Origin of the sequence: Flavobacterium sp. (genome assembly GCF_039916025.1) — a bacterium.
Classification (GTDB): domain Bacteria; phylum Bacteroidota; class Bacteroidia; order Flavobacteriales; family Flavobacteriaceae; genus Flavobacterium.
In genome coordinates, this window is record NZ_JBDSMB010000072.1 from 1 (window position 1) to 20,216 (window position 20,216).

The following is a 20,216-nucleotide window of genomic DNA, read 5'->3' on the forward strand; positions in this document are numbered from 1 at the left end:
TCAATTCCGTGAATTTGTCTGTCTTGTTCCTCAAGGATAAGGTCAAAAATTTGTTTGTCGCGTTGCATTTGAAATTATTTCGATTAATTGTGCTCAAAATTACAAAAATGGTTTGGTAAATTAATAGGAAATGATATATTTGATTACTTAAAATTTTCAACAACTAATTCAACACAACATGCCTTCTACTACTAATAATCCTAAACGAAAATCATGGCTTACTGTCCCCAATGACAGCGACTTCCCTATTCAGAATATTCCTTTTGGCGTTTTCTTAACCAAAGAAGATGTCATCACCATCGGAACAAGAATTGGAGATTTCGCTATCGATTTAGGTGCTTTACAACAATTAAATTATTTTGAAGGGATTGATTTGACTGATGATATGTTCATGCAGGATACTTTGAATGATTTTATATCAGATGGAAAAAAGACCTGGCGATTAGTCCGCAACCGAATTGGAGATATTTTTGACCACAATAATGCAGCACTTAGAGACAATCAGGAACATCGCGATATTGTTATTTTCAAAATGGAAGATGTCGAAATGCAGCTTCCCGTTCTGATTGGTGATTATACCGATTTCTACTCAAGTAAAGAACACGCTACCAATGTTGGCAAAATGTTCCGCGATCCTGAAAATGCTTTGTTGCCAAACTGGCTTCACATTCCCGTAGGTTATCACGGAAGAAGCTCAACAATTGTTCCATCGGGAATTCCGGTTCACAGACCAATGGGACAAACCTTGCCGATAGGAGAAAATACTCCTGTTTTTGGACCTTCACGTTCGATAGATTTCGAATTGGAAACTGCTTTTATCACTACTGATGCTAATGTTATGGGCGAAAATATCCCAATTAGCGAAGCTGAAGATTATATTTTCGGAATGGTTTTATTGAATGACTGGAGTGCAAGAGATATTCAGAAATGGGAATATGTTCCGCTTGGACCATTTTTGGCAAAAAACTTTGCTTCATCAATTTCTCCATGGATAGTAACTATGGATGCTTTGGAACCTTTCAGAATTAAAGGACCAAAACAAGAACCAACACCTTTACCCTATCTGCAGCAAAAAGGGAAAAACGCTTTTGATATCAACTTAGAAGTCTATATTGAACCTGAAAATGTGGAACCGACTTTGGTTTCAAAATCTAACTTCAAATATATGTATTGGTCGATGTCGCAACAGCTGACACACCATACTTCTAACGGTTGCCGTATAAATTCAGGTGACATGATGGGCTCAGGAACTATTTCTGGTCCAACTCCGGATAGTTTTGGTTCGATGCTTGAACTAACATGGGGCGGAAAAAATCCAATCAAAATGAATGATGGAACGGAACGCAAATTCATCAACGATAATGACTCCGTAACCATGAAAGGATATTGCCAAAATAGTTCGGTACGCATTGGTTTTGGTGAAGTTTGCAGTAAATTATTACCACCATTTGTTAGAAAATGAAAAAAGCAATTTTAATATTATTGATACTCTTTTGCAGCAAATCAGCTTTTGCACAAAAACCCTGCGATAAAGATCCAATTTACAACCAATTTGATTATTGGATTGGCGAATGGGAAGTTTACGACTTAAAAGGAAATGTAGCTGGTCACAGCAAAATATCCAAAATACTTGATAACTGTGTTGTGCTTGAAGAATGGACATCAAATGGTGCTCAACAAGGATTAACATTTACCGGAAAAAGTTTTAATTCTTATAATAGTGCTACAAACAATGGCAGCAAAACTGGGTTGATAATACTGGAGGAAGCAATGAATACCTGACAGGTTATTTTGAGAAAGATGCGATGCATTTTAAAAGCAGGCCATTTGCCAATAATGGAAAAACATCTATAAGAACAATTACTTTTTTCAAATTAGCCGATGGAAAAGTCCGCCAGCTTGGAGAGATTTCCAATGATGATGGTAAAACCTGGACCACGGAATATGATTTAGAATACAGACAAAAAAAATAATAAACATTTGATATTAAGAGGAGAATGTCCAGTGGACATTCGGAATTAACTGATTTTTTATATCAACTAAAAAAATAAACAACATAACTACTACAATTAAAAATGAAAAATACAGCGTTAACGCATATCCACGAAAGTTTAGGAGCGAAAATGGTACCGTTTGCAGGTTACAATATGCCGGTACAATATGAAGGTGTAAATGCCGAACACGAAATTATTAGAAATGGCGTCGGCGTTTTTGATGTGTCGCACATGGGTGAATTTTTACTTAGCGGTGAAAATGCTTTGGCCTTAATCCAAAAAGTAACATCTAATGATGCTTCGGTTTTAGAAATTGGCCGTGCACAATATTCTTGTCTGCCAAATAACGACGGCGGAATTGTTGACGATTTAATCGTTTACAGAATGAAAGAAGATCAGTATTTACTGGTGGTAAACGCTTCTAATATTGACAAAGACTGGAATTGGATTTCATCTCACAATGATTTAGGCGTTGCTATGCAAAATATTTCAGAAGACTATTCTTTGTTAGCGATTCAGGGGCCAAAAGCAGTTGAAGCTATGCAATCATTGACTTCAGTAGATTTATCTGCTATAAAATATTACCACTTTGAAGTAGCAGAATTTGCCGGAGTAAAAGATGTTATTATTTCTGCAACTGGTTATACAGGTTCAGGCGGTTTTGAAATTTATTGCAAGAATACAGATGTTGAACAAGTATGGAATAAAGTATTCGAAGCCGGAAAAGCATTTGGAATCAAACCAGTCGGATTAGCGGCTCGCGATACTTTGCGTTTAGAAATGGGATTCTGTTTATATGGTAACGACATCAATGATACCACTTCTCCATTAGAAGCTGGTTTGGGTTGGATTACCAAATTCACTAAAGACTTTACCAATTCTGAAAATCTAAAAAAACAAAAAGAAGCCGGTGTAACCAAAAAATTGGTTGGCTTTGAATTAACCGAAAGAGGTATTCCACGTCACGATTATGAAATCGTTGATGCTAACGGAAATAACATCGGGATTGTAACTTCGGGAACAATGGCACCATCTTTGGGTAAGGGAATCGGAATGGGTTATGTAAAAACCGAATTCTCGGCAGTTGATAGTGACATTTTTATTCAAATTCGAAATAACAAAGTCGCTGCCAAAGTGGTAAAACTGCCTTTCTATAAAAAATAAACAATTACAAAATTCAATATTAATCAAAATAACAATTACAATGAATATTATTGAATTTTGATTTTTGATATTGCCATTGATTTAAAATCTATTGTTCAAAAAAACCTTCATATTAGTATTGTTGATTCCTCTTTTGGCTTTAAGCCAAAAAGAGAAAAATCCTTGTGAAACTTTAACAAGCATCAATACATTAGTTCAGGAGAATCATTACCACCCAAAACCAATTGACGATAGTTTATCCGTTTATGCTTTCAAAACTTTTTTAAGTCGGTTAGATGAAGAAAACAGGCTATTCATTGCGGCTGAAATCAACGAGTTAAAGAAACATGAGCTAAAAATTGATGATTATATCACTACGCATGATTGTACTTTCCTCCATGATTTTTACACCACTTATTCTAAAGCTATTGCACGTTATTCGGCTATAATTGCTGATTTAAAAAAAGAAGATTTTCCTTTTTCAAGTGAAGAAAAAGTAATTTTCTCCAGAAAAGCATTTCCTTATGCAGCCGATGAAGCCGAATTAAAGCACATGTACAAAAAGAGAATTCTGTTTAATGTTTTGCGCGATGTTGCCGAATTGAGTACCAATAAAGATTCATTGACTGCTAATTTTGATGCACTTGCAAAAGCAAACAGACTAAAAGTTTTCGACAGATACGAATGCAAAACGGAAAGCTACCAAATGCCAGAAGATGAATTCAATGCCATATTTTACTCTGTTTTTTGCTCCTATTTTGATCCACATACCGAATATTTTTCCGAAAGCGATAAATCGGAATTCTTCTCAACCGTTAGTTCAGATAATCTGACTTTTGGACTATATGTTTCCATGTCGGATAAAGACGAAGTTACTGTTGACGATATTATGCCTGGAAGTTCAGCCTATTTTAGCGATAAAATAAGTGTTGGCGACCAATTGCTAAAAATCAAATATAAAGACGAAGAATATGAAATTGCATGCGCTTCGATGAAGAAGATTGATGAAATCATCACTTCCAAAGAGTATAAAACTGCCATTTTTACTTTAAGAAAAAAAAGCGGTGAAATATACAGTGTCCGATTGGTAAAAAAAATCCTGAAAGATTACCAGAACAATGTCTTTAGTTTCAAACTAAAAACGGATAAGTCAACCTTTGGTTATATCAGAATCCCAAGCTTTTATTCCACTTTTGAAAATGGAAAATCGAGCATCACGAATGATGTTGTCAAAGAAATATACAAACTGGAAGAAGATCAAATCGAAGGATTAATCATTGATGTGGAGAATAATGGTGGTGGTTCGATGGAAGAAGCTGTGCAACTTACAGGCTTGTTTATAAATGATGGTCCGTTGGCAATCATGAATAATAACAAAAATAACAAACAAATTATTCCAGACGATATCCTTGGTACAATTTATAACGGGCCGATGGTGGTTATGATTAATGGCTTTTCGGCTTCTGCCAGTGAATTTTTCACCAATGCGATGCAGGATTACAATCGGGCGATTATTGTCGGAAATAAATCATTGGGAAAAGCTACGATGCAGCGTATACTTCCTTTAAATTCAAACAATGATGAGTTTCTGAAATTAACTTTAGAAAAATTCTATCGTTTAACGGGAAAAAGCAATCAATACAGTGGTATTACGCCGGATGTTGAAATTCCGTTATTGTTTGATAAGCAAATGCCAAGAGAAAGCAGCAGTGATACAGCTCTTAAAAATGACGAAATAAGTGGCGTTTCCCAATTCAATTACATCGACAACCCAATTTATACCAATGCCATCGCAGCCAGTAAGAAAAGGATTTCCGAAAGTGATGATGCGCATGAAATAGAAGACTTAAACAATAAGATTAATCCATTGTATGATGCTGATTTACCTCCGGTAGTTTTGCAGTTCAGTTATGTTTTTGATAATGTAAATCAAATCAATTCGCTTTGGAAAGACATAAAAAAGGAAACTGAAAAAGTATATCCAATTACGGTTGAATTAAATTCTGCAGATATCAAAACCCAAAAAAAGGATGATTTTATAAAAACCAACACTAACGAAAGAATAAAGATTATTAGGCAAAACTTTCATATTCTGGAAGCTGCTCATATTTTATATGACGTAAATAATTTAAAACCGTAATGCGCTAATTGGGTTAACAAAATGAATTCTTCAATCATTTGCAATAACCGAATAATACCTTATTTTTGCACTCAATTTTAGCATTAAAAACATTCTTTAGCAATGGGAAGAGCATTCGAATTTAGAAAAGGACGTAAGATGAAACGTTGGTCAGCTATGGCCAAAGCGTTTACACGTATAGGAAAAGATATTGTAATGGCGGTGAAAGAAGGCGGACCAAATCCGGAAGCCAACTCACGTTTGCGTGCTGTTATCCAGAATGCAAAATCGGCAAACATGCCGAAAGAAAACGTTGAACGTGCGATTAAGAAAGCAACCGACAAAGACACCGCAAACTATAAAGAGCAGCTTTTTGAAGGTTATGCACCGCACGGAATTGCGCTTTTGATCGAAACTGCTACCGATAACAACAACAGAACAGTTGCCAACATCAGAAGCTATTTCAACAAATGTAATGGTACAATGGGAACGCAGGGTTCGGTTGAATTTATGTTTGACCATACCTGTAATTTCCGCATTCCGAATAGTGATGTTGATATTGAAGAAATGGAATTGGAATTTATCGATTTTGGTGCCGAAGAAATCTTCGCTGACGAAGACGGAATCTTAATCTATGCGCCTTTTGGAAGTTTTGGAGCGATTCAAAAAGAATTGGAAGGCCGCAACATTGAAATCTTATCTTCAGGTTTTGAAAGAATTCCACAGATAACAAAAAAACTAACCGAAGCTGAAATGGCTGACGTTGAAAAATTAATCGATAAAATTGAAGAAGATGATGACGTGATGAATGTTTATCATACGATGGAAGAATAATCAAGACTTCTTAGATTGTTAGACATTTTAGATTATTAGATATTAATAACTTCGGGGAAACTCGAAGTTTTTTTATTATGCTGAATGATAACTACTTATCTTTTTATAAAAAAAATTGTGTTAAATAGTTGTAACATTCGAAACAAGCTTACGTACAATAACAGATTTTTATCCTAGATAAACAGTAAAAAATAACAAAGATGTTCTCTCATCACATGGAATCTTATTCCGATTTAACCCTCACTTATTTTCCTATTAGGTCTACCCTAAAAATCATTAAACATTTTTTAATTTAATCTCAACAACAATGGATGGAATTTTATCTTATTGGTGGATAATCGCAATTGTATTATCTATCGTTCTTTACAAATTTGTTTTACGTGTATTCTTCGGAATGGTAATCGTTCCCGAAGACAAAATTGGTTTAGTTACCAAAAAATTCGTGCTTTTTGGAGCCGACAAATCATTACCCGATGGTAGAATTATTGCTACCAAAGGTGAAGCCGGATATCAGGCGAAAACCTTAGCACCAGGTTTATACTGGGCGAAATGGATTTGGCAGTATTCTATTGATATGAGTTCATTTACTATTATTCCGGAAGGAAAAATTGGACTTGTTTTAAGTAAAGACGGTAAAGAAATCCCAACAGGCCGCATCTTAGCCAGAAAAGTAGACAGTGATAACTTTCAGGACGGAACAGCTTTCTTGGATAACGGTGGACAAAAAGGGCGACAAACTGCTTTTATTACCACAGGTTCGTATCGTATTAATACATTTTTGTTTGAAATTGTAATTGTTGAACAGGTGAAAATCTATGAAAATATGATTGGAATCGTAACTGCTTTAGATGGTGACCCAATTCCTCAAGGCCAAATTGCCGGTAAGAATGTTGAAGGACACAATAACTTTCAGGATGTTGACTTTTTCCTAAACAATGGCGGAAATCGTGGATTACAGCCACAGGTAATGCTGGCTGGTTCTTATTATATCAACACGTGGGCAGTTCTGATTGAGCAAAACCCAATGACCGATGTGCCAATTGGTTATGTTGGCGTTGTGATTTCTTATATTGGTGAAGATGGTACAGATGTTACCGGTGAACATTTCAAACACGGAAATATTGTTTCAAAAGGACAACGTGGTGTTTGGATGGAACCACTTGGACCGGGTAAGTACGCATTGAATAAATACACAACAAAATTAGAACCTGTACCAACAACCAACTTAGTTCTAAACTGGGCAGATGCAAGAAGTGAAGCGCATAATCTGGATCATAATCTATCAACGATTACCGTGCGTTCAAAAGATGGTTTCCCATTCAATTTAGATGTGTCTCAGATTATTCACGTTCCGGCAAATGAAGCTCCAAAAGTAATTGCGCGTTTCGGAAGCATGACAAATCTTGTTTCTCAGGTTTTGGAACCAACAATTGGTAACTATTTTAGAAACTCGGCTCAGGAAAGCGATGTGATTTCGTTCCTGAGTACTCGTAAAGAGCGTCAGGAATCAGCTAAAAATCATATAAAAGTGGTTTTGGATGAATATAACGTGAACGCTGTTGATACGCTGATTGGTGACATCGTACCACCGGATTCGTTGATGAAAACACTGACCGACAGAAAGCTTGCCGAAGAAGAGCAAAAAACGTATCAAACCCAAAGAATGGCGCAGGAACAACGTCAGGGAATGGAAAAGGAAACCGCTATTGCCGATATGCAGAAAGAAATTGTTCGTGCTTCACAAAGTGTGGAAATCGCTCAACGAACAGCCGATGCTACCGTTAAAAAAGCAGAAGGTGATGCAACAAGTTTGAAACTGAATGTAAACGCCGAAGCAGAAGCTACAAAAATGCGTGCAAACGCTGAAGCCGAAGCAACAAAAGCAAGAGCTGGTGCACAAGCAGAAGCTACAAAATTAAATGCCAGTGCCGAAGCTGAAAAAATTTCAAAAACCGGTTTAGCCGAAGCTGAAAAAATCAAAGCCATTGGTAAATCTACTGCTGAAGCGTATCAGTTACAGGTTTCTGCAATGGGTGGCGATAATTTTACTAAATATAAAGTTACCGAAGAAATTGGTAAAGGAAACATTAAAGTGATTCCTGATGTTTTAATCACAGGTGCTAACGGTTCAGAAGGTGGAATCAGCGGATTATTGGGAATGAAACTAATGGAGATGATGAATACCAAAAATGAGAATGAAACTCCTAAAAAGAAATAATTAGGATAGTAATAATAAAAACGCCGGCAATGTCCGGCGTTTTTTATTGCATAAATTTCGTTATTTTTACACTATGATGAAACACAACATTAAATCAATCCGACCATTTATTGGTGCTAAAGACTATGACTTGTCACGAAGCTTTTATCGTGACTTAGGTTTTACAGAAGTTGTTTTGAGCAGTAACATGTCGGTATTCAAATCTGGGGAATTTGCCTTTTATTTACAAGATTATTATCTTCAGGATTGGGTAGATAATACTATGGTTTTTTTAGAAGTTGATGATGTAAATCGCTATTGGGATGAACTTTCAGCATTAAATCTTACCGCTAAATATAAAGATGCGAAACTTGTTCCTATTCGAACTTATGATTGGGGAAAAGAATGTTTTATACATGATCCATCCGGAATCTTATGGCATATTGGCGAGTTTTCTCTTTAATTCGTACCTTAGTAGTATTAAAAAAATTAAACTATGAAATATCTATGTTATATCGCAGTACTGCTTTTAGCAACTACTACTCTATGCGCGCAGGAAGTTAAATTGAAAAAGGAAGTTGTTTTTGTTAGTGATGCACCTACATTTAGCTTTGCCAAAAAGGCAATGGGTAATGAATTACATGTTTATAAACTGAATACCAAAGAAGAATTGGTAAAAATGGTTGTTGACAACAATAACACCGAAAGTAAAGTCGATGATGGCAAGAAAATAGTTTTTGACAAACAAAAAATAACAATAGCTTCTAAAAACTTTCGCAGCAGGGAATATGAGTTTCTGATATCATTATTGCTTGAAGAAAAAGTAATTGACCTGAAAGGCGACATTAATCTCGATAACCTAAAACGGTTTAAGGAGAAATACGATGATAATAATGTTAATCAGACTATGCGATAGTATTAATAAACTATCATTAACTACATGGAAAAAGAAAACATAATCAATTATATAATAAATTGCCTAAATAATGGTGAAGATGAATACGAAATAGAAAGATACTTAAAAATAAAGGATGTTGACCCTGCCGAATTTACTGATCTTTTTGACATAGCAAAAGAAAAGATACTTTCTGAAAAACTTGCTACATACCCAAAAAAGAATAAAATTTCATTTGCTGTTTGGACATCTATCAGCATATTTTTATTTGTTTTATTCCTTTTCATATTGCCCTCGCTGAACATTACAAGAAGTATTATATTGTCCATAATTGGAGCTGTTTGTTTATGCTTTACTTCATTTTATGCTATGGTATATTGCAAAAGCTGGAAGGAAGATTTTATTAGGAAAATTGGCAAGCCTACACCAAATTTATCTATTTTTTTAGCATTAGCCGCAATCCCAACAGTGGTAATGTACTTTATAATTGACTGGCGTTTTTCAAGCAAAGCTGACAGTATATTAAGAGATACGCAGGAAGATGCCGTTGCTACAGTTATCGGTGGAAAATCTGTGGAAGGAAGAAGATTTAATTTTGCTGAAATAAGAGTCAAGTATGAAACAAAAGAAGGTGTTGAAGTTGAAGCTGTTGAAGATGTCACAACTTATAAGTTTAAAGAATTTTACGAAGGACAAGTCATTAATATAGTATATTCTAAAGATAATCCGCTTAATATAGATTTATTAATTGATGAAGATAACATTCGGAATTTAAAAAACACACAGGAAAGAGAAATTGAACCTAATGATTTACTGAATTTGATTTCTGCAAAAGAAGAAGAAATAACTCCAACTCTTAACAAGATAAGTTTTGGTTGGGTTTATAATCCCCAAAAATCATCATGGATAAATGAAAAAAGACAAAACATGATTATGAAAAACAACAATATGCTGACTTTTTTTTCAAATAAAATGGAATACAATTATACATATCCTAAAAAATTCAAAAAATTGGGTTTCAAAAAAACCAGTGTTGATGACCCACAGGATAGGTTTGGAATTGGGGAACAAATATTAGAAAATGATAAATATATAGTAAATATAAAATCTGTTGTTTTAAATAACACACCGAATTCCGTTGTAATTATTGAAGCTAAATAAACTAAAGATTTATATACAAAAAAACCTCCGAATCAACTTCGGAGGTTTTTTTTATATCTAAGTAGTCTAACAATCTATTTAATAAACTCTATTTTTTGAACTTCTTCAGCGTTGATGCTGTCAAAGAAACCTTGTTCGCTCATCCAGTCATCACTGAATACTTTGCTCATATAACGAGAACCATGGTCAGGGAAAATCGCAATAACATTGCTTTCTTCAGTAAATTCTCCTTCTGCTGAATATTGCTTGATAGCCTGCATCACAGCACCAGAAGTGTAGCCTACAAATAATCCTTCCATTTTGGCAATATCTCTTGTAGTATGTGCACTTTCCTCATCGGTTACTTTCATGAAATGATCAATCAAATCAAAGTCGGTTGCCGTTGGAATAAGGTTTTTACCCAATCCTTCTATTCTGTATGGATAGATTTCATCAGCATCAAACTCTTTGGTTTCGTGGTATTTTTTTAATACTGAACCAAAAGCATCAACTCCTAAAATTCTAATATTTGGATTTTTTTCTTTTAAATATTTGGCTGCGCCAGAAATTGTTCCTCCGGTTCCGCTACACGCAATTAAGTGTGTAATTTTTCCGCTGGTTTGTTCCCAAATTTCAGGACCGGTTGATTTGTAATGCGCATCAATATTCAATTGATTGAAATACTGGTTGATATAGATAGAACCTTTTGTTTCTTCGTGTAAACGCTTAGCCACGTTATAGTAAGAACGCTCATCATCAGCAGAAACGTGTGCCGGACAAACATATACTTTTGCACCTAAACTGCGCAACATATCAATTTTATCTTTGGAAGATTTTGAACTTACCGCCAAAATACAGTTGTATCCTTTGATGATACTTACCATTGCCAGACTAAAACCTGTATTGCCAGATGTAGTTTCAATGATAGTATCGCCGGGAGAAAGAATTCCTTGTCTTTCTGCTTCTTCTATAATATATAATGCAATTCTGTCTTTGGTGGAGTGACCAGGGTTGAAAGCTTCAACCTTAGCATAAAAATTTCCTGGTAAAGATTCGGTGATTTTGTTAAGTCTAATTAAAGGAGTATTTCCTATTAGACCTAATACATTATCGTGAGCTTTTATATCTTGTTTCATAAAATAAACTAGTCAAGGCATATTATGAAGCCAATATTACGGACTTCTAAACTTTGCAAATTTAATAAAATATTTTAAACTATTTTTTTATTCCTTCTAAATCTAACAAAAAACTGTATTCTTTGGCAATTTCCTTAATGGCTTCAAACCTTCCCGATGCACCACCATGTCCTGCATCCATGTTTGTATCCAAATATAATTGATTCTTATTTGTTCTCAAAACCCGCAATTTGGCAACCCATTTAGCTGGTTCCCAATACTGTACCTGCGAATCGTGCAAACCTGTTGAAATATACAAGTTTGGATAGTCTTGTGCCACAACATTATCATAAGGCGAATATGAAAGCATATAATTATAATATTTTTTAACATTTGGGTTTCCCCATTCGTCATATTCTCCGGTTGTCAATGGAATTGTTTCGTCCAGCATGGTCGTAACAACATCCACAAACGGGACTTGTGCGACGACACCGTTATACAAATTTGGTGCCATGTTGATAATTGCGCCCATCAAAAGTCCGCCAGCAGAGCCACCTTCAGCATATAAATGTTGGGCTGATGTATACTTTTTATCAATTACAAATTGAGAACAATCAATGAAATCGGTGAACGTATTTTTCTTTTTCATCAACTTTCCGTCTTCATACCATTCTCTGCCTAAATCTTCTCCACCGCGTATGTGTGCAATGGCGTAAATAAATCCGCGGTCTAAAAGCGTCAAACGAACTGATGAAAAATGGCAATCCATAGTTACACCATACGAGCCATAGGCATATAATAATAACGGATTTTTTCCGTTTTTCGTATTCTCTTTTCGGTATACCATTGAAATTGGCACTTTGGTTCCGTCTTTTGCGGTTGCCCAAATGCGTTCTTCCTTGTAATTGTTTTTATCAAATTTTCCACCCAAAACTTCCTGCTCTTTCAGAACGGTTTTGGCTGCAGTTTTCATATTGAAATCAATCACAGAACCCGGAGTTGCTAATGATTGATAGCTATAGCGAAGAATTTCGGTATCAAAATCGAGATTGGTTGTTGTGTAAGCCATATATGTTTCGCTATCAAAAGGCAGATAATATTCCCCTTTCCCACTCCATGGCATAATGCGAATCCTATTCAATCCGTTGAAACGTTCTGAGACAACCAGATAATTTTTAAAAATATCAATGTCCTCCAACAAAACATCATCACGATGCGCAATTACATCAACCCAATTTTCCTTTGAAGTCGCAGCTTCCGGCGTTTTCATCAGTTTGAAATTGGTTGCTTTGTCTTTATTGGTCACTATATAAAAATGCTCGCCAAAATGTGACATCGAATATTCTAAACCACGTGTTCTTTTTTGGAATATTTTGAATTTAGCATCCGGCATATTTGATAAAACCGTTTGGTATTCGGTTGTCAGAGTGCTGCTCGAATTGATAATCAGATATTTTTTCGATTTAGATTTGTAAACAGAAACATCAAAGGTTTCATCTTTTTCAAAATAGACCAAACTGTCTTTAGCTGCAGCAGTTCCAATTTTATGTTTGTAGATTTTATCGGAACGAAGCGTTACTTCATCTTTTCGGGAATAAAATAAGGTTTTGTTATCATTTGCCCAAGTTGCTCCACCGGTGGTATTTTCAATTTTTACTGGAAGGATTTCTCCCGAAACTAAATTCTTAACCTGAATTGTATATTGTCTTCTAGAAACCGTATCAACACCAAAAGCACACATCGTATTGTCTTCACTGATGCTCAAACCCGACAAATTGAAATAAGTATGCCCTTTTGCCATTTCGTTGCAATCAAACATGATTTCTTCTTTGGCCTTCAGAGTTCCTTTTTTGCGCGAGTGAATTGGATAATCTTTACCTTTTTCAAAACGCGTGATATAATAATAACCATTGTAGAAATAAGGAACTGACTCGTCATCTTCCTTGATTCTGGCTTTCATTTCTTCGAATAAATCATTTTGAAAAGCTGCTGTATGCGCTGTGGATTGCTTGTAATAGTCATTCTCCTGATTGAGATAATCAATCACTTCAGGGCTTTCTCTTTGGTTTAACCAATAATAATTATCGGTACGGATGTGTCCGTGTTTTTCCAAAGTGTGTGGAATTATTTTGGCTACAGGTATTTGTAACGATTTAGGCATTTACAGATTTTTTATCAATACAAAAATAAGTATTATGCCTGCATAAGTTTTGGATGTCAAAAGAAGTTATGCACTTAGAAATTAACAAGTTTTGCTATGCTAAAAGCTTAGTTTCGTCAACGTTTCTAAAACATACTCATGCATTACCTGTCTGTAATCAAGATGTGTTACGATACGCAGTTTGCCTTTAGACAATAAACTGATAGAAATCCCTTTTTGCTTTAGTTGGTCAATTACCTGCTGGTCGCTAACATTTTCTGTAGACGAAAAAATAACAATATTCGTTTCAATTGGTTCCACCACTTTTATCCAGGAACATTGTTGCAATTGAATTCCTAATTCTTTTGCTCTGCGGTGGTCTTCCTCTAATCTGTTGATATTGTTTTGCAACGCATAAATTCCGGCTGCGGCCAAATAACCCGATTGGCGAAGGTTGCCACCAAATATTTTTCGGATACGTAAAGCTCTGTGCATCGTTTCTGCGTCACCAAGTAAAACCGAACCAATTGGCGCGCCCAAACCTTTTGAAAAACAAACCGAGATTGTGTCGAATAATTCTCCGAATTGTTTTGGCTGTTGCTTTTTGGCAATCATCGCATTCCATAAACGTGCGCCGTCTAAATGGTATTTTAGATTGTGGTCTTTGCAAACTTGTTTTATTTTTTGAAGTTCAGAAATCTCATAACAGGCACCGCCACCTTTATTGGTAGTGTTTTCAATGCCAACCATTTTTGACATTGGCGTGTGATAGAACTCAGGATCATTGATGCCATCTTTTACTTGTTCAGCGGTTATCATTCCGCGATTGCCATCAAGCAAATTGAAATTCACACCGCTATTGGAAGAAGCTCCACCCGATTCATACAAATGAATATGCGACCATTTATCACAAATAATCTGGTCGCCCGGATTGGTATTTAATTTAATTGCGGTTTGGTTTGCCATCGTTCCCGTTGGAAAAAACAAGGCTGCTTCCATTCCGAATAAATCGGCTACCATTTTTTCAAAAGCATTAACCGTTGGATCTTGTTTAAAAACATCATCGCCTACTTTGGCATTGAACATTGCCTGAAGCATTTCGGGCGTGGGTTTAGTTACTGTATCACTAATTAAATTTATTTCCATATAAAGATTAGATAGTCTATTTTTGCACTGTTACACTAGCCCCGATAGTAGTGGAAATCCTTTTTTTAAATTGCCACGAGTTTAAACCCGTGGCAATTTAAAAAAAGATTGAAACGGATAGCGGGATTAGCTTCAAATAATAAAAATACAAAACTACATTATTTATGACAAATACCGAACAAATTAAAGGTATTGTGGAGCGCCTTGGTGCGTTGAGGAGGTATCTTTGACATTGATGCCAAGCTTATAGAAATTACCAACGAAGAAGAAAAAACTTTTGCACCCGACTTTTGGAATAACGCAAAAGAGGCCGAAATCATTGTCCAAAACTTACGCTCAAAGAAAAAATGGGTGGAAGATTTTGAGAAAGGCAATGCGATGGCGGAAGAGCTTCAGATTATTTATGAATTTTTCAAAGAAGGCGATACTACCGAAGAAGAACTTGATGACTATTTCGAGCTTACTACTACTCACATCGAAAATCTGGAATTCAGGAATATGCTTTCTGATGAAGGCGATAGCCTGAGCGCCGTTGTACAGATTACGGCTGGTGCCGGTGGAACGGAAAGTTGCGATTGGGCGTCTATGCTGATGCGAATGTATATGATGTGGGGCGAAAAAGAAGGCTATAAAATCAAAGAGCTTAACTTTCAGGAAGGCGAGGTTGCCGGAATAAAAACGGTGACTTTAGAATTTGAAGGCGAGTATTCTTTTGGGTATTTGAAAGGCGAAAACGGTGTACATCGACTAGTTCGTATTTCTCCTTTTGATAGTAATGCCAAACGCCATACTTCTTTTGCTTCGGTTTATGTGTATCCGTTGGTTGATGATAGTATTGAGATTGATATTAATCCTGCGGATATTGAAATTACAACTTCGCGCTCGAGCGGTGCTGGTGGACAAAACGTAAATAAAGTGGAAACTAAAGTTCAATTGGTTCACAAACCAACCGGAATCCAGATTCAGTGTTCGGAAACGCGTTCGCAACAGGATAACAGACAACGTGCGATGCAAATGCTTCGTTCGCAATTGTATGAAATTGAACTCAAAAAACAGCAGGCACAACGTGCGGATATCGAAGCAGGAAAAATGAAAATAGAATGGGGTTCACAAATCCGTAACTATGTGATGCAACCTTACAAATTGGTAAAAGATGTCCGAACCGGCTATGAAACCAGCGATGTTGATGGTGTAATGAATGGTAATATTGACAAATTCCTGAAAGCCTATCTGATGATGATGGGACAAAAAGAAGAGTAAGCAGTGTTCAGTGTTCAGTTTGCAATTTTAAACAGAATTAGGTTTTTTAAATTCGATTTCATTTATTTGATACCCTTTTAAAATTAATAAATTATGAGTTCATTTTCAATTCAGGAAATCAATGCTATTTTGCAAGGCGAAATTGTTGGTACAACATCTTGTAAAATAACTGCTCCGGAACAATTAGAAGTAGCTACGGATACCGAAATTTCATTTATTGGAAACAAAAAATATGAAAAATTTTGGGAAACTTCAAAAGCCTGCGTTGCAGTTGTCAATCAGGATTGTTCTCTTGAACCGGGCGAAAATCGTGCTTTTATAAAAGTAAAGAATGCCGATTTGGCGATGTCACAAGTGTTGGAACTCTTTGCTCCTGCTCCACCAGTTTTTGAAGTTGATATTCATCCAACTGCTGTAATTGACAAATCTGCTGCAATTGGAAAAGGAACACGAATCGGTGCCGGATGTTATATCGGACCACATGTGCAACTTGGAGAAAATGTTACGATATATCCAAATGTTACTATTCTTGATGAATGCAGCATTGGGAAAAATACAACTATTTGGCCTGGAGCCGTAATTCGGGAACGTTGCCATATTGGTGCGTATTGCATTTTACATCCAAATTGTACCATTGGCGCTGATGGTTTTGGATTTAGGCCTTGCCCTGAAAAAGGCTTGGTTAAAATTCCGCAGATTGGAAATGTCATTATCGGAAACGGTGTTGAAATTGGTGCCAATTCATCCGTTGATAGAGGGAAATTCAGTTCTACGGTACTTGGTGATGGCTGCAAGATTGACAATTTGGTACAAATTGGCCATAATTCCAAACTTGGTAAATTCTGCATCATGGCAGGGAATTCAGGTTTGGCAGGTTCTGTAACTTTAGGAAACGGAGTAATTATTGGCGGAAGCGCTTCTATAAAAGATCACTTAACTATTGGCGACGGCGCTATTGTCGGTGCCGGTTCCGGAGTAGCTGCTGATGTTGAAGCAGGAAAAGTTGTACTTGGTTATCCTGCTGTTGATGCCCGTGATGCTTTAAAACAATGGGCAATTTTAAAAAGATTGGTAAGAGACTCCAATAAATAATTCTGAATTTTAAATTATAAATTTTGAATTAACTGAAATCATTTAAAATTTATAATTCAAAATTTAAAATAACAATGTATATTTGCATCGAGGATTCCGAAAGGAAGTTACACCTCACCGCAATAGTCGACCGCTCCAGGTCGGCTTTTGTATTTTTATGGCATTTGCTATTTGATAAAAACAGAAGCATTTAATCCTTATACCATAGAAAATAAGCAAGGTTGCCAAGGAAATAGATAACACAACATACTATTGCCAAAATAACCAGACCACAAAGTATCATTGCACTTTTAAAGACAATATTTTTATAATATTGTGAATTCATTTATAAAACTTCTTTTAAGAAATCGAGCAATGCCTGCCATGAACGTTTTTCTGCTTTTTCGTTATAAGCTGCACCTTTTGAGTTGTCGTTTCCAGCATTTTTATCTGTAAACGAATGTACGGCATTGGCATAATATGTCATTTGCCAATCGGTTTTTGCAGTTCTCATTTCGTTTTGGAAATTTTCGATTTCTTCTTTTGACTCATACGGATCATCAGCACCATGAAGCACTAAGACTTTTGGAGTAATCGCATCGATGGTTCTGGCTGCATCACGACCTAAGCCACCATGAAACGAAACAACACCTTTGACTTTCATATTTGTCCGTGCCGCTTCAACTGATCCGGTTCCGCCAAAACAATAACCCATAACCACAATATCATCTGGGTTTGCACCTTGTTTAACCAATTGGTCCAAAGCCAACTGGATTCTGGTTTGGTATTCTTTTATATTTTTCTTGAAATAACCCGCTAATTTTCCAGCTTCATTGTAGTTTGTTGGACGTTTATCAGCACCATAAATATCGGCGACGAAAATAGTGTATCCTAAAGCCGCCAATTGATTAGCGCTGTCTTTCGCATGATCATCAATGCCCATCCAAGCTGGAAGAATAAGTATTCCAGGATTGTTTTTTAAAGGTTTTGAAGGTTTGACGCTGATACCACTTAATACCTGATTTCCATCTTTGTATTGAATATCTTTTGTTTGTGAAAAACTTGAAATAGTACTTTGTACGATAATTGCTAAAAATAGGAGTTTGAGTTTCATGTTTTTTGAATTTTAGAAGTATAAAAGTAATTAATAAACTGTGAAACATTCGTTAACACTTTATTAAATAAAAAAGCACCCGGTTGTTGGATGCTTTAATTTGGAATTTTATTTTTTCTTTTTAGACTTAGATTTCTTTTTGTCTTTAGCTTTGGCTTTTTTTGCTTTTGCTTTTTTCTCTTTCTCTTTCTTTTTAGCTTTTTGTTTCTTTTCTTTTTCTTTCGCTTTTTTCTTTTCTTTCTTAGCCTTCTCTTTTTTCTTGGCTTTTTCTTTTTTCTCTTTTTCCTTTGCTTTAGATTTAGCTTTTTTAGCTTTTTCTTTGTCTGAATCTTTCATAGTTTCTGGTGTTTCTTGGTTTGTTGTAGCAATAGCCTCTTTCGAAACTTCTTCGGTTTTAACAACTGTTGGCGAAGGTTTGCTAGCTGCTCTTCTTGTTACCGGAGCTTTTCTTACTACTGGCGCTTTTTCAACTGTTGGTTTTGGTTTATCTGATGCTTCAGTAGTTTTTGCAGCATCGTCTGCAATTATCTCTGATGGTTTTGCAGTATTCTCTGTAGCTGCTGCTGGTTTTTTCGCGGCTGGCACTCTTCTCTTTATCATAATGATTCTTAGGTATTTAAATTCAATGTTAATTTAACATTAACAAAAATACAAGATATACACATCCGCCAATGTTAAGTTTTAGTTTTGGAGTAAAAACTTAACATTGGAAGTGTTTAAAATGCTAATAATCAGTTATTTGAAAAATTTGATTTTAAAACTAAATCCCGATTTCAACCTGAAAACGTAAATACCAATTGTTTTTTGAAGTTCCGTCGTAATAATCTAAGGTGTCATAATTCAATTCCAGCTGAGCTTTAAATGCATGCTCCCAAATGTATTTGGTAACACCAAAGCTATATTCTTTGGTATTTGGTGTCAAAGTCTGAATATCATTGCCTACTTTTTGAATGGAATATCTTCCGATAAATTCATAATTTGATTTCAAATCATAACTCAATTGATAGTCGAATCCATTACCTACAAAGGCATAATTACTTTCGGTTAAATCAATTGGATTAAAAGTCACAGCATTCTCATTGGTTGTTCTCGACATATAACTCATCATCGCTGCCCAACCGTTATATTTAAACATAGCATCTAACAGAACAGATTTCATGGTTCTTTTCTCAAACAAATCATTCCCTAATTGTCCCTGTGTTCGTTGCGCATGATTATTTTGTTGAAACGCTCCTGAAAGCATCAGTTTTGGTTTTTTCTCTCTCAATATATCGCCTTCAAAATAAGTTCCGTCTTTGGTAAAAGCACCAAATGGCAATACTTCAATTTTTGCTGTTGCTGCAATTCCGTCATCCGATTTACCGGTTACGTTACGTCCTTCACCTGTTGAAAGCGCCGTTTTGAAATTATAGGAAAACTTATCTTTAAATTCATTCATGTTATAAAACTGAAAACCAAAATCCCTGTCGATAGTGAACTTTGCATTGTTAATCGTTCTGTCTGTTAACTGCAGTCCACCCGAAGAATTAACACGCTGACGATTTCCTGGTAATTTTGTTTGTCCGAAACTTATATTCCAGTGTTTATTAGGTCTGTAAAAAATGACCGCATCGCGAATAATATTTATGTTTTCTCCTTCTTTTACTTCGCCTACATCACCCGGAGCAAATGAAAGCTGAATAGCGTAGAGAAATTTTGGATTGCCAACATAACCATCAAAACGCAAACGCAAGCGGCGAATTTGTCCATCATAAGCTCCATTCTCTCCATCTTCTTTGATATAAGTAACTCTGTTTTGCATTCTGAAGCGAATATTGAATTGGAACAGACTATCAGGTGAAGTAATTCCGATTCCCTTTCCAAAACTGTAATAGGGAAGCGTCGATAATTTTATATCATTATCATGTTTAGTTTGTTCAATTGTTACCTGAGAATGCATCGAAATCGATAAAAGCAAAGTAATAATCAGTATTATTTTTTTCATGTTGTGTTTGTTGTTATGTGTAGTAGTTGTTTCGCAATAAATTGATGTTTAAAAAACGATTTGA

General features: G+C 35.6%; 18 protein-coding genes. 12 read left to right on the forward strand and 6 right to left on the reverse strand.

Annotated elements, in window-relative coordinates; all coding sequences use genetic code 11:
• Positions 1–178 precede the first annotated feature (178 nt).
• The 10 genes from fahA to ABIQ27_RS04520 all read left to right on the forward strand — a co-directional run bounded on the left by fahA (position 179) and on the right by ABIQ27_RS04520 (position 10,343).
• Complete coding sequence (gene fahA / locus ABIQ27_RS04475; protein ID WP_348032426.1) at positions 179–1,462, forward strand: fumarylacetoacetase; 1,284 nt, start codon at positions 179–181, stop codon at positions 1,460–1,462.
• Positions 1,459–1,782 (forward strand): hypothetical protein, encoded by a 324-nt coding sequence (locus tag ABIQ27_RS04480; protein WP_348032427.1) that lies wholly within the window; start codon positions 1,459–1,461, stop codon positions 1,780–1,782. The genes fahA and ABIQ27_RS04480 overlap by 4 nt, the downstream gene beginning before the upstream one ends.
• Positions 1,783–1,805: 23 nt before the next feature.
• Positions 1,806–1,973, forward strand: coding sequence for a hypothetical protein (locus tag ABIQ27_RS04485; RefSeq protein ID WP_348032428.1), 168 nt, complete (start codon positions 1,806–1,808; stop codon positions 1,971–1,973).
• A 102-nt stretch (positions 1,974–2,075) separates the two neighbouring features.
• Entirely contained in the window at positions 2,076–3,158 is a 1,083-nt protein-coding gene (gene gcvT, locus ABIQ27_RS04490) for a glycine cleavage system aminomethyltransferase GcvT (protein ID WP_348032429.1), read from the forward strand.
• 91 nt (positions 3,159–3,249) lie between these two features.
• Positions 3,250–5,277, forward strand: a complete 2,028-nt coding sequence (locus tag ABIQ27_RS04495) for a S41 family peptidase (RefSeq protein WP_348032430.1) — start codon at positions 3,250–3,252, stop codon at positions 5,275–5,277.
• 102 nt (positions 5,278–5,379) lie between these two features.
• Positions 5,380–6,090, forward strand: coding sequence for a YebC/PmpR family DNA-binding transcriptional regulator (locus ABIQ27_RS04500; protein WP_348032431.1), 711 nt, complete (start codon positions 5,380–5,382; stop codon positions 6,088–6,090).
• Positions 6,091–6,397: 307 nt separating this feature from the next.
• Entirely contained in the window at positions 6,398–8,308 is a 1,911-nt protein-coding gene (locus ABIQ27_RS04505) for an SPFH domain-containing protein (RefSeq protein ID WP_348032432.1), read from the forward strand.
• 76 nt (positions 8,309–8,384) lie between these two features.
• Positions 8,385–8,750: a VOC family protein gene (locus ABIQ27_RS04510; RefSeq protein WP_348032486.1), complete on the forward strand. Its 366-nt coding sequence runs from the start codon at positions 8,385–8,387 to the stop codon at positions 8,748–8,750.
• 33 nt (positions 8,751–8,783) lie between these two features.
• The gene (locus tag ABIQ27_RS04515) at positions 8,784–9,203 is read left to right on the forward strand and encodes a hypothetical protein (protein WP_348032435.1); all 420 of its coding nucleotides are present in this window, start codon (positions 8,784–8,786) and stop codon (positions 9,201–9,203) included.
• A 24-nt stretch (positions 9,204–9,227) separates the two neighbouring features.
• Entirely contained in the window at positions 9,228–10,343 is a 1,116-nt protein-coding gene (locus tag ABIQ27_RS04520) for a hypothetical protein (protein ID WP_348032437.1), read from the forward strand.
• 74 nt (positions 10,344–10,417) lie between these two features.
• Here the strand turns inward: ABIQ27_RS04520 and ABIQ27_RS04525 are convergent, their stop codons facing one another.
• From ABIQ27_RS04525 to ABIQ27_RS04535, 3 genes are all read right to left on the reverse strand, one after another.
• The gene (locus tag ABIQ27_RS04525; RefSeq protein ID WP_348032439.1) at positions 10,418–11,458 is read right to left on the reverse strand and encodes a cysteine synthase family protein; all 1,041 of its coding nucleotides are present in this window, start codon (positions 11,456–11,458) and stop codon (positions 10,418–10,420) included.
• Between the two features lie 79 nt (positions 11,459–11,537).
• Entirely contained in the window at positions 11,538–13,598 is a 2,061-nt protein-coding gene (locus ABIQ27_RS04530) for a S9 family peptidase (RefSeq protein WP_348032441.1), read from the reverse strand.
• Positions 13,599–13,697: 99 nt separating this feature from the next.
• Positions 13,698–14,723: a GntG family PLP-dependent aldolase gene (locus tag ABIQ27_RS04535; protein WP_348032443.1), complete on the reverse strand. Its 1,026-nt coding sequence runs from the start codon at positions 14,721–14,723 to the stop codon at positions 13,698–13,700.
• 164 nt (positions 14,724–14,887) lie between these two features.
• On the opposite strand from ABIQ27_RS04535, the gene prfB reads away from it, so the two are divergent.
• Together prfB and lpxD are read left to right on the forward strand one after the other, a co-directional pair.
• A protein-coding gene (gene prfB, locus ABIQ27_RS04540; RefSeq protein ID WP_348032445.1) for a peptide chain release factor 2 occupies positions 14,888–15,983 on the forward strand; the annotation gives its coding sequence in 2 pieces (ribosomal slippage) (positions 14,888–14,950 and positions 14,952–15,983; 1,095 coding nt in all).
• Positions 15,984–16,076: 93 nt separating this feature from the next.
• Positions 16,077–17,075 (forward strand): UDP-3-O-(3-hydroxymyristoyl)glucosamine N-acyltransferase, encoded by a 999-nt coding sequence (gene lpxD / locus ABIQ27_RS04545; RefSeq protein WP_348032447.1) that lies wholly within the window; start codon positions 16,077–16,079, stop codon positions 17,073–17,075.
• A gap of 325 nt (positions 17,076–17,400) precedes the next feature.
• Here lpxD and ABIQ27_RS04550 read toward each other — a convergent pair whose 3' ends face one another.
• From ABIQ27_RS04550 to ABIQ27_RS04560, 3 genes are all read right to left on the reverse strand, one after another.
• On the reverse strand, positions 17,401–18,168 hold the full coding sequence (locus ABIQ27_RS04550; RefSeq protein WP_348032449.1) for a dienelactone hydrolase family protein: 768 nt from the start codon (positions 18,166–18,168) through the stop codon (positions 17,401–17,403).
• Positions 18,169–18,276: 108 nt separating this feature from the next.
• Positions 18,277–18,768, reverse strand: a complete 492-nt coding sequence (locus tag ABIQ27_RS04555; protein ID WP_348032451.1) for a hypothetical protein — start codon at positions 18,766–18,768, stop codon at positions 18,277–18,279.
• Positions 18,769–18,928: 160 nt separating this feature from the next.
• On the reverse strand, positions 18,929–20,152 hold the full coding sequence (locus ABIQ27_RS04560; RefSeq protein ID WP_348032452.1) for a porin: 1,224 nt from the start codon (positions 20,150–20,152) through the stop codon (positions 18,929–18,931).
• Positions 20,153–20,216: the final 64 nt, after the last annotated feature.

Excerpts from the sequence above, each read along its gene's own strand:
- fahA (WP_348032426.1), top strand. The coding sequence starts at position 179 with ATGCCTTCTACTACTAATAATCCTAAACGAAAATCATGGCTTACTGTC.
- ABIQ27_RS04480 (WP_348032427.1), top strand. The coding sequence starts at position 1,459 with ATGAAAAAAGCAATTTTAATATTATTGATACTCTTTTGCAGCAAATCA.
- ABIQ27_RS04485 (WP_348032428.1), top strand. The coding sequence starts at position 1,806 with ATGCATTTTAAAAGCAGGCCATTTGCCAATAATGGAAAAACATCTATA.
- gcvT (WP_348032429.1), top strand. The coding sequence starts at position 2,076 with ATGAAAAATACAGCGTTAACGCATATCCACGAAAGTTTAGGAGCGAAA.
- ABIQ27_RS04500 (WP_348032431.1), top strand. The coding sequence starts at position 5,380 with ATGGGAAGAGCATTCGAATTTAGAAAAGGACGTAAGATGAAACGTTGG.
- ABIQ27_RS04505 (WP_348032432.1), top strand. The coding sequence starts at position 6,398 with ATGGATGGAATTTTATCTTATTGGTGGATAATCGCAATTGTATTATCT.
- ABIQ27_RS04510 (WP_348032486.1), top strand. The coding sequence starts at position 8,385 with ATGAAACACAACATTAAATCAATCCGACCATTTATTGGTGCTAAAGAC.
- ABIQ27_RS04515 (WP_348032435.1), top strand. The coding sequence starts at position 8,784 with ATGAAATATCTATGTTATATCGCAGTACTGCTTTTAGCAACTACTACT.
- ABIQ27_RS04520 (WP_348032437.1), top strand. The coding sequence starts at position 9,228 with ATGGAAAAAGAAAACATAATCAATTATATAATAAATTGCCTAAATAAT.
- ABIQ27_RS04525 (WP_348032439.1), bottom strand. The coding sequence starts at position 11,458 with ATGAAACAAGATATAAAAGCTCACGATAATGTATTAGGTCTAATAGGA.
- ABIQ27_RS04530 (WP_348032441.1), bottom strand. The coding sequence starts at position 13,598 with ATGCCTAAATCGTTACAAATACCTGTAGCCAAAATAATTCCACACACT.
- ABIQ27_RS04535 (WP_348032443.1), bottom strand. The coding sequence starts at position 14,723 with ATGGAAATAAATTTAATTAGTGATACAGTAACTAAACCCACGCCCGAA.
- lpxD (WP_348032447.1), top strand. The coding sequence starts at position 16,077 with ATGAGTTCATTTTCAATTCAGGAAATCAATGCTATTTTGCAAGGCGAA.
- ABIQ27_RS04550 (WP_348032449.1), bottom strand. The coding sequence starts at position 18,168 with ATGAAACTCAAACTCCTATTTTTAGCAATTATCGTACAAAGTACTATT.
- ABIQ27_RS04555 (WP_348032451.1), bottom strand. The coding sequence starts at position 18,768 with ATGATAAAGAGAAGAGTGCCAGCCGCGAAAAAACCAGCAGCAGCTACA.
- ABIQ27_RS04560 (WP_348032452.1), bottom strand. The coding sequence starts at position 20,152 with ATGAAAAAAATAATACTGATTATTACTTTGCTTTTATCGATTTCGATG.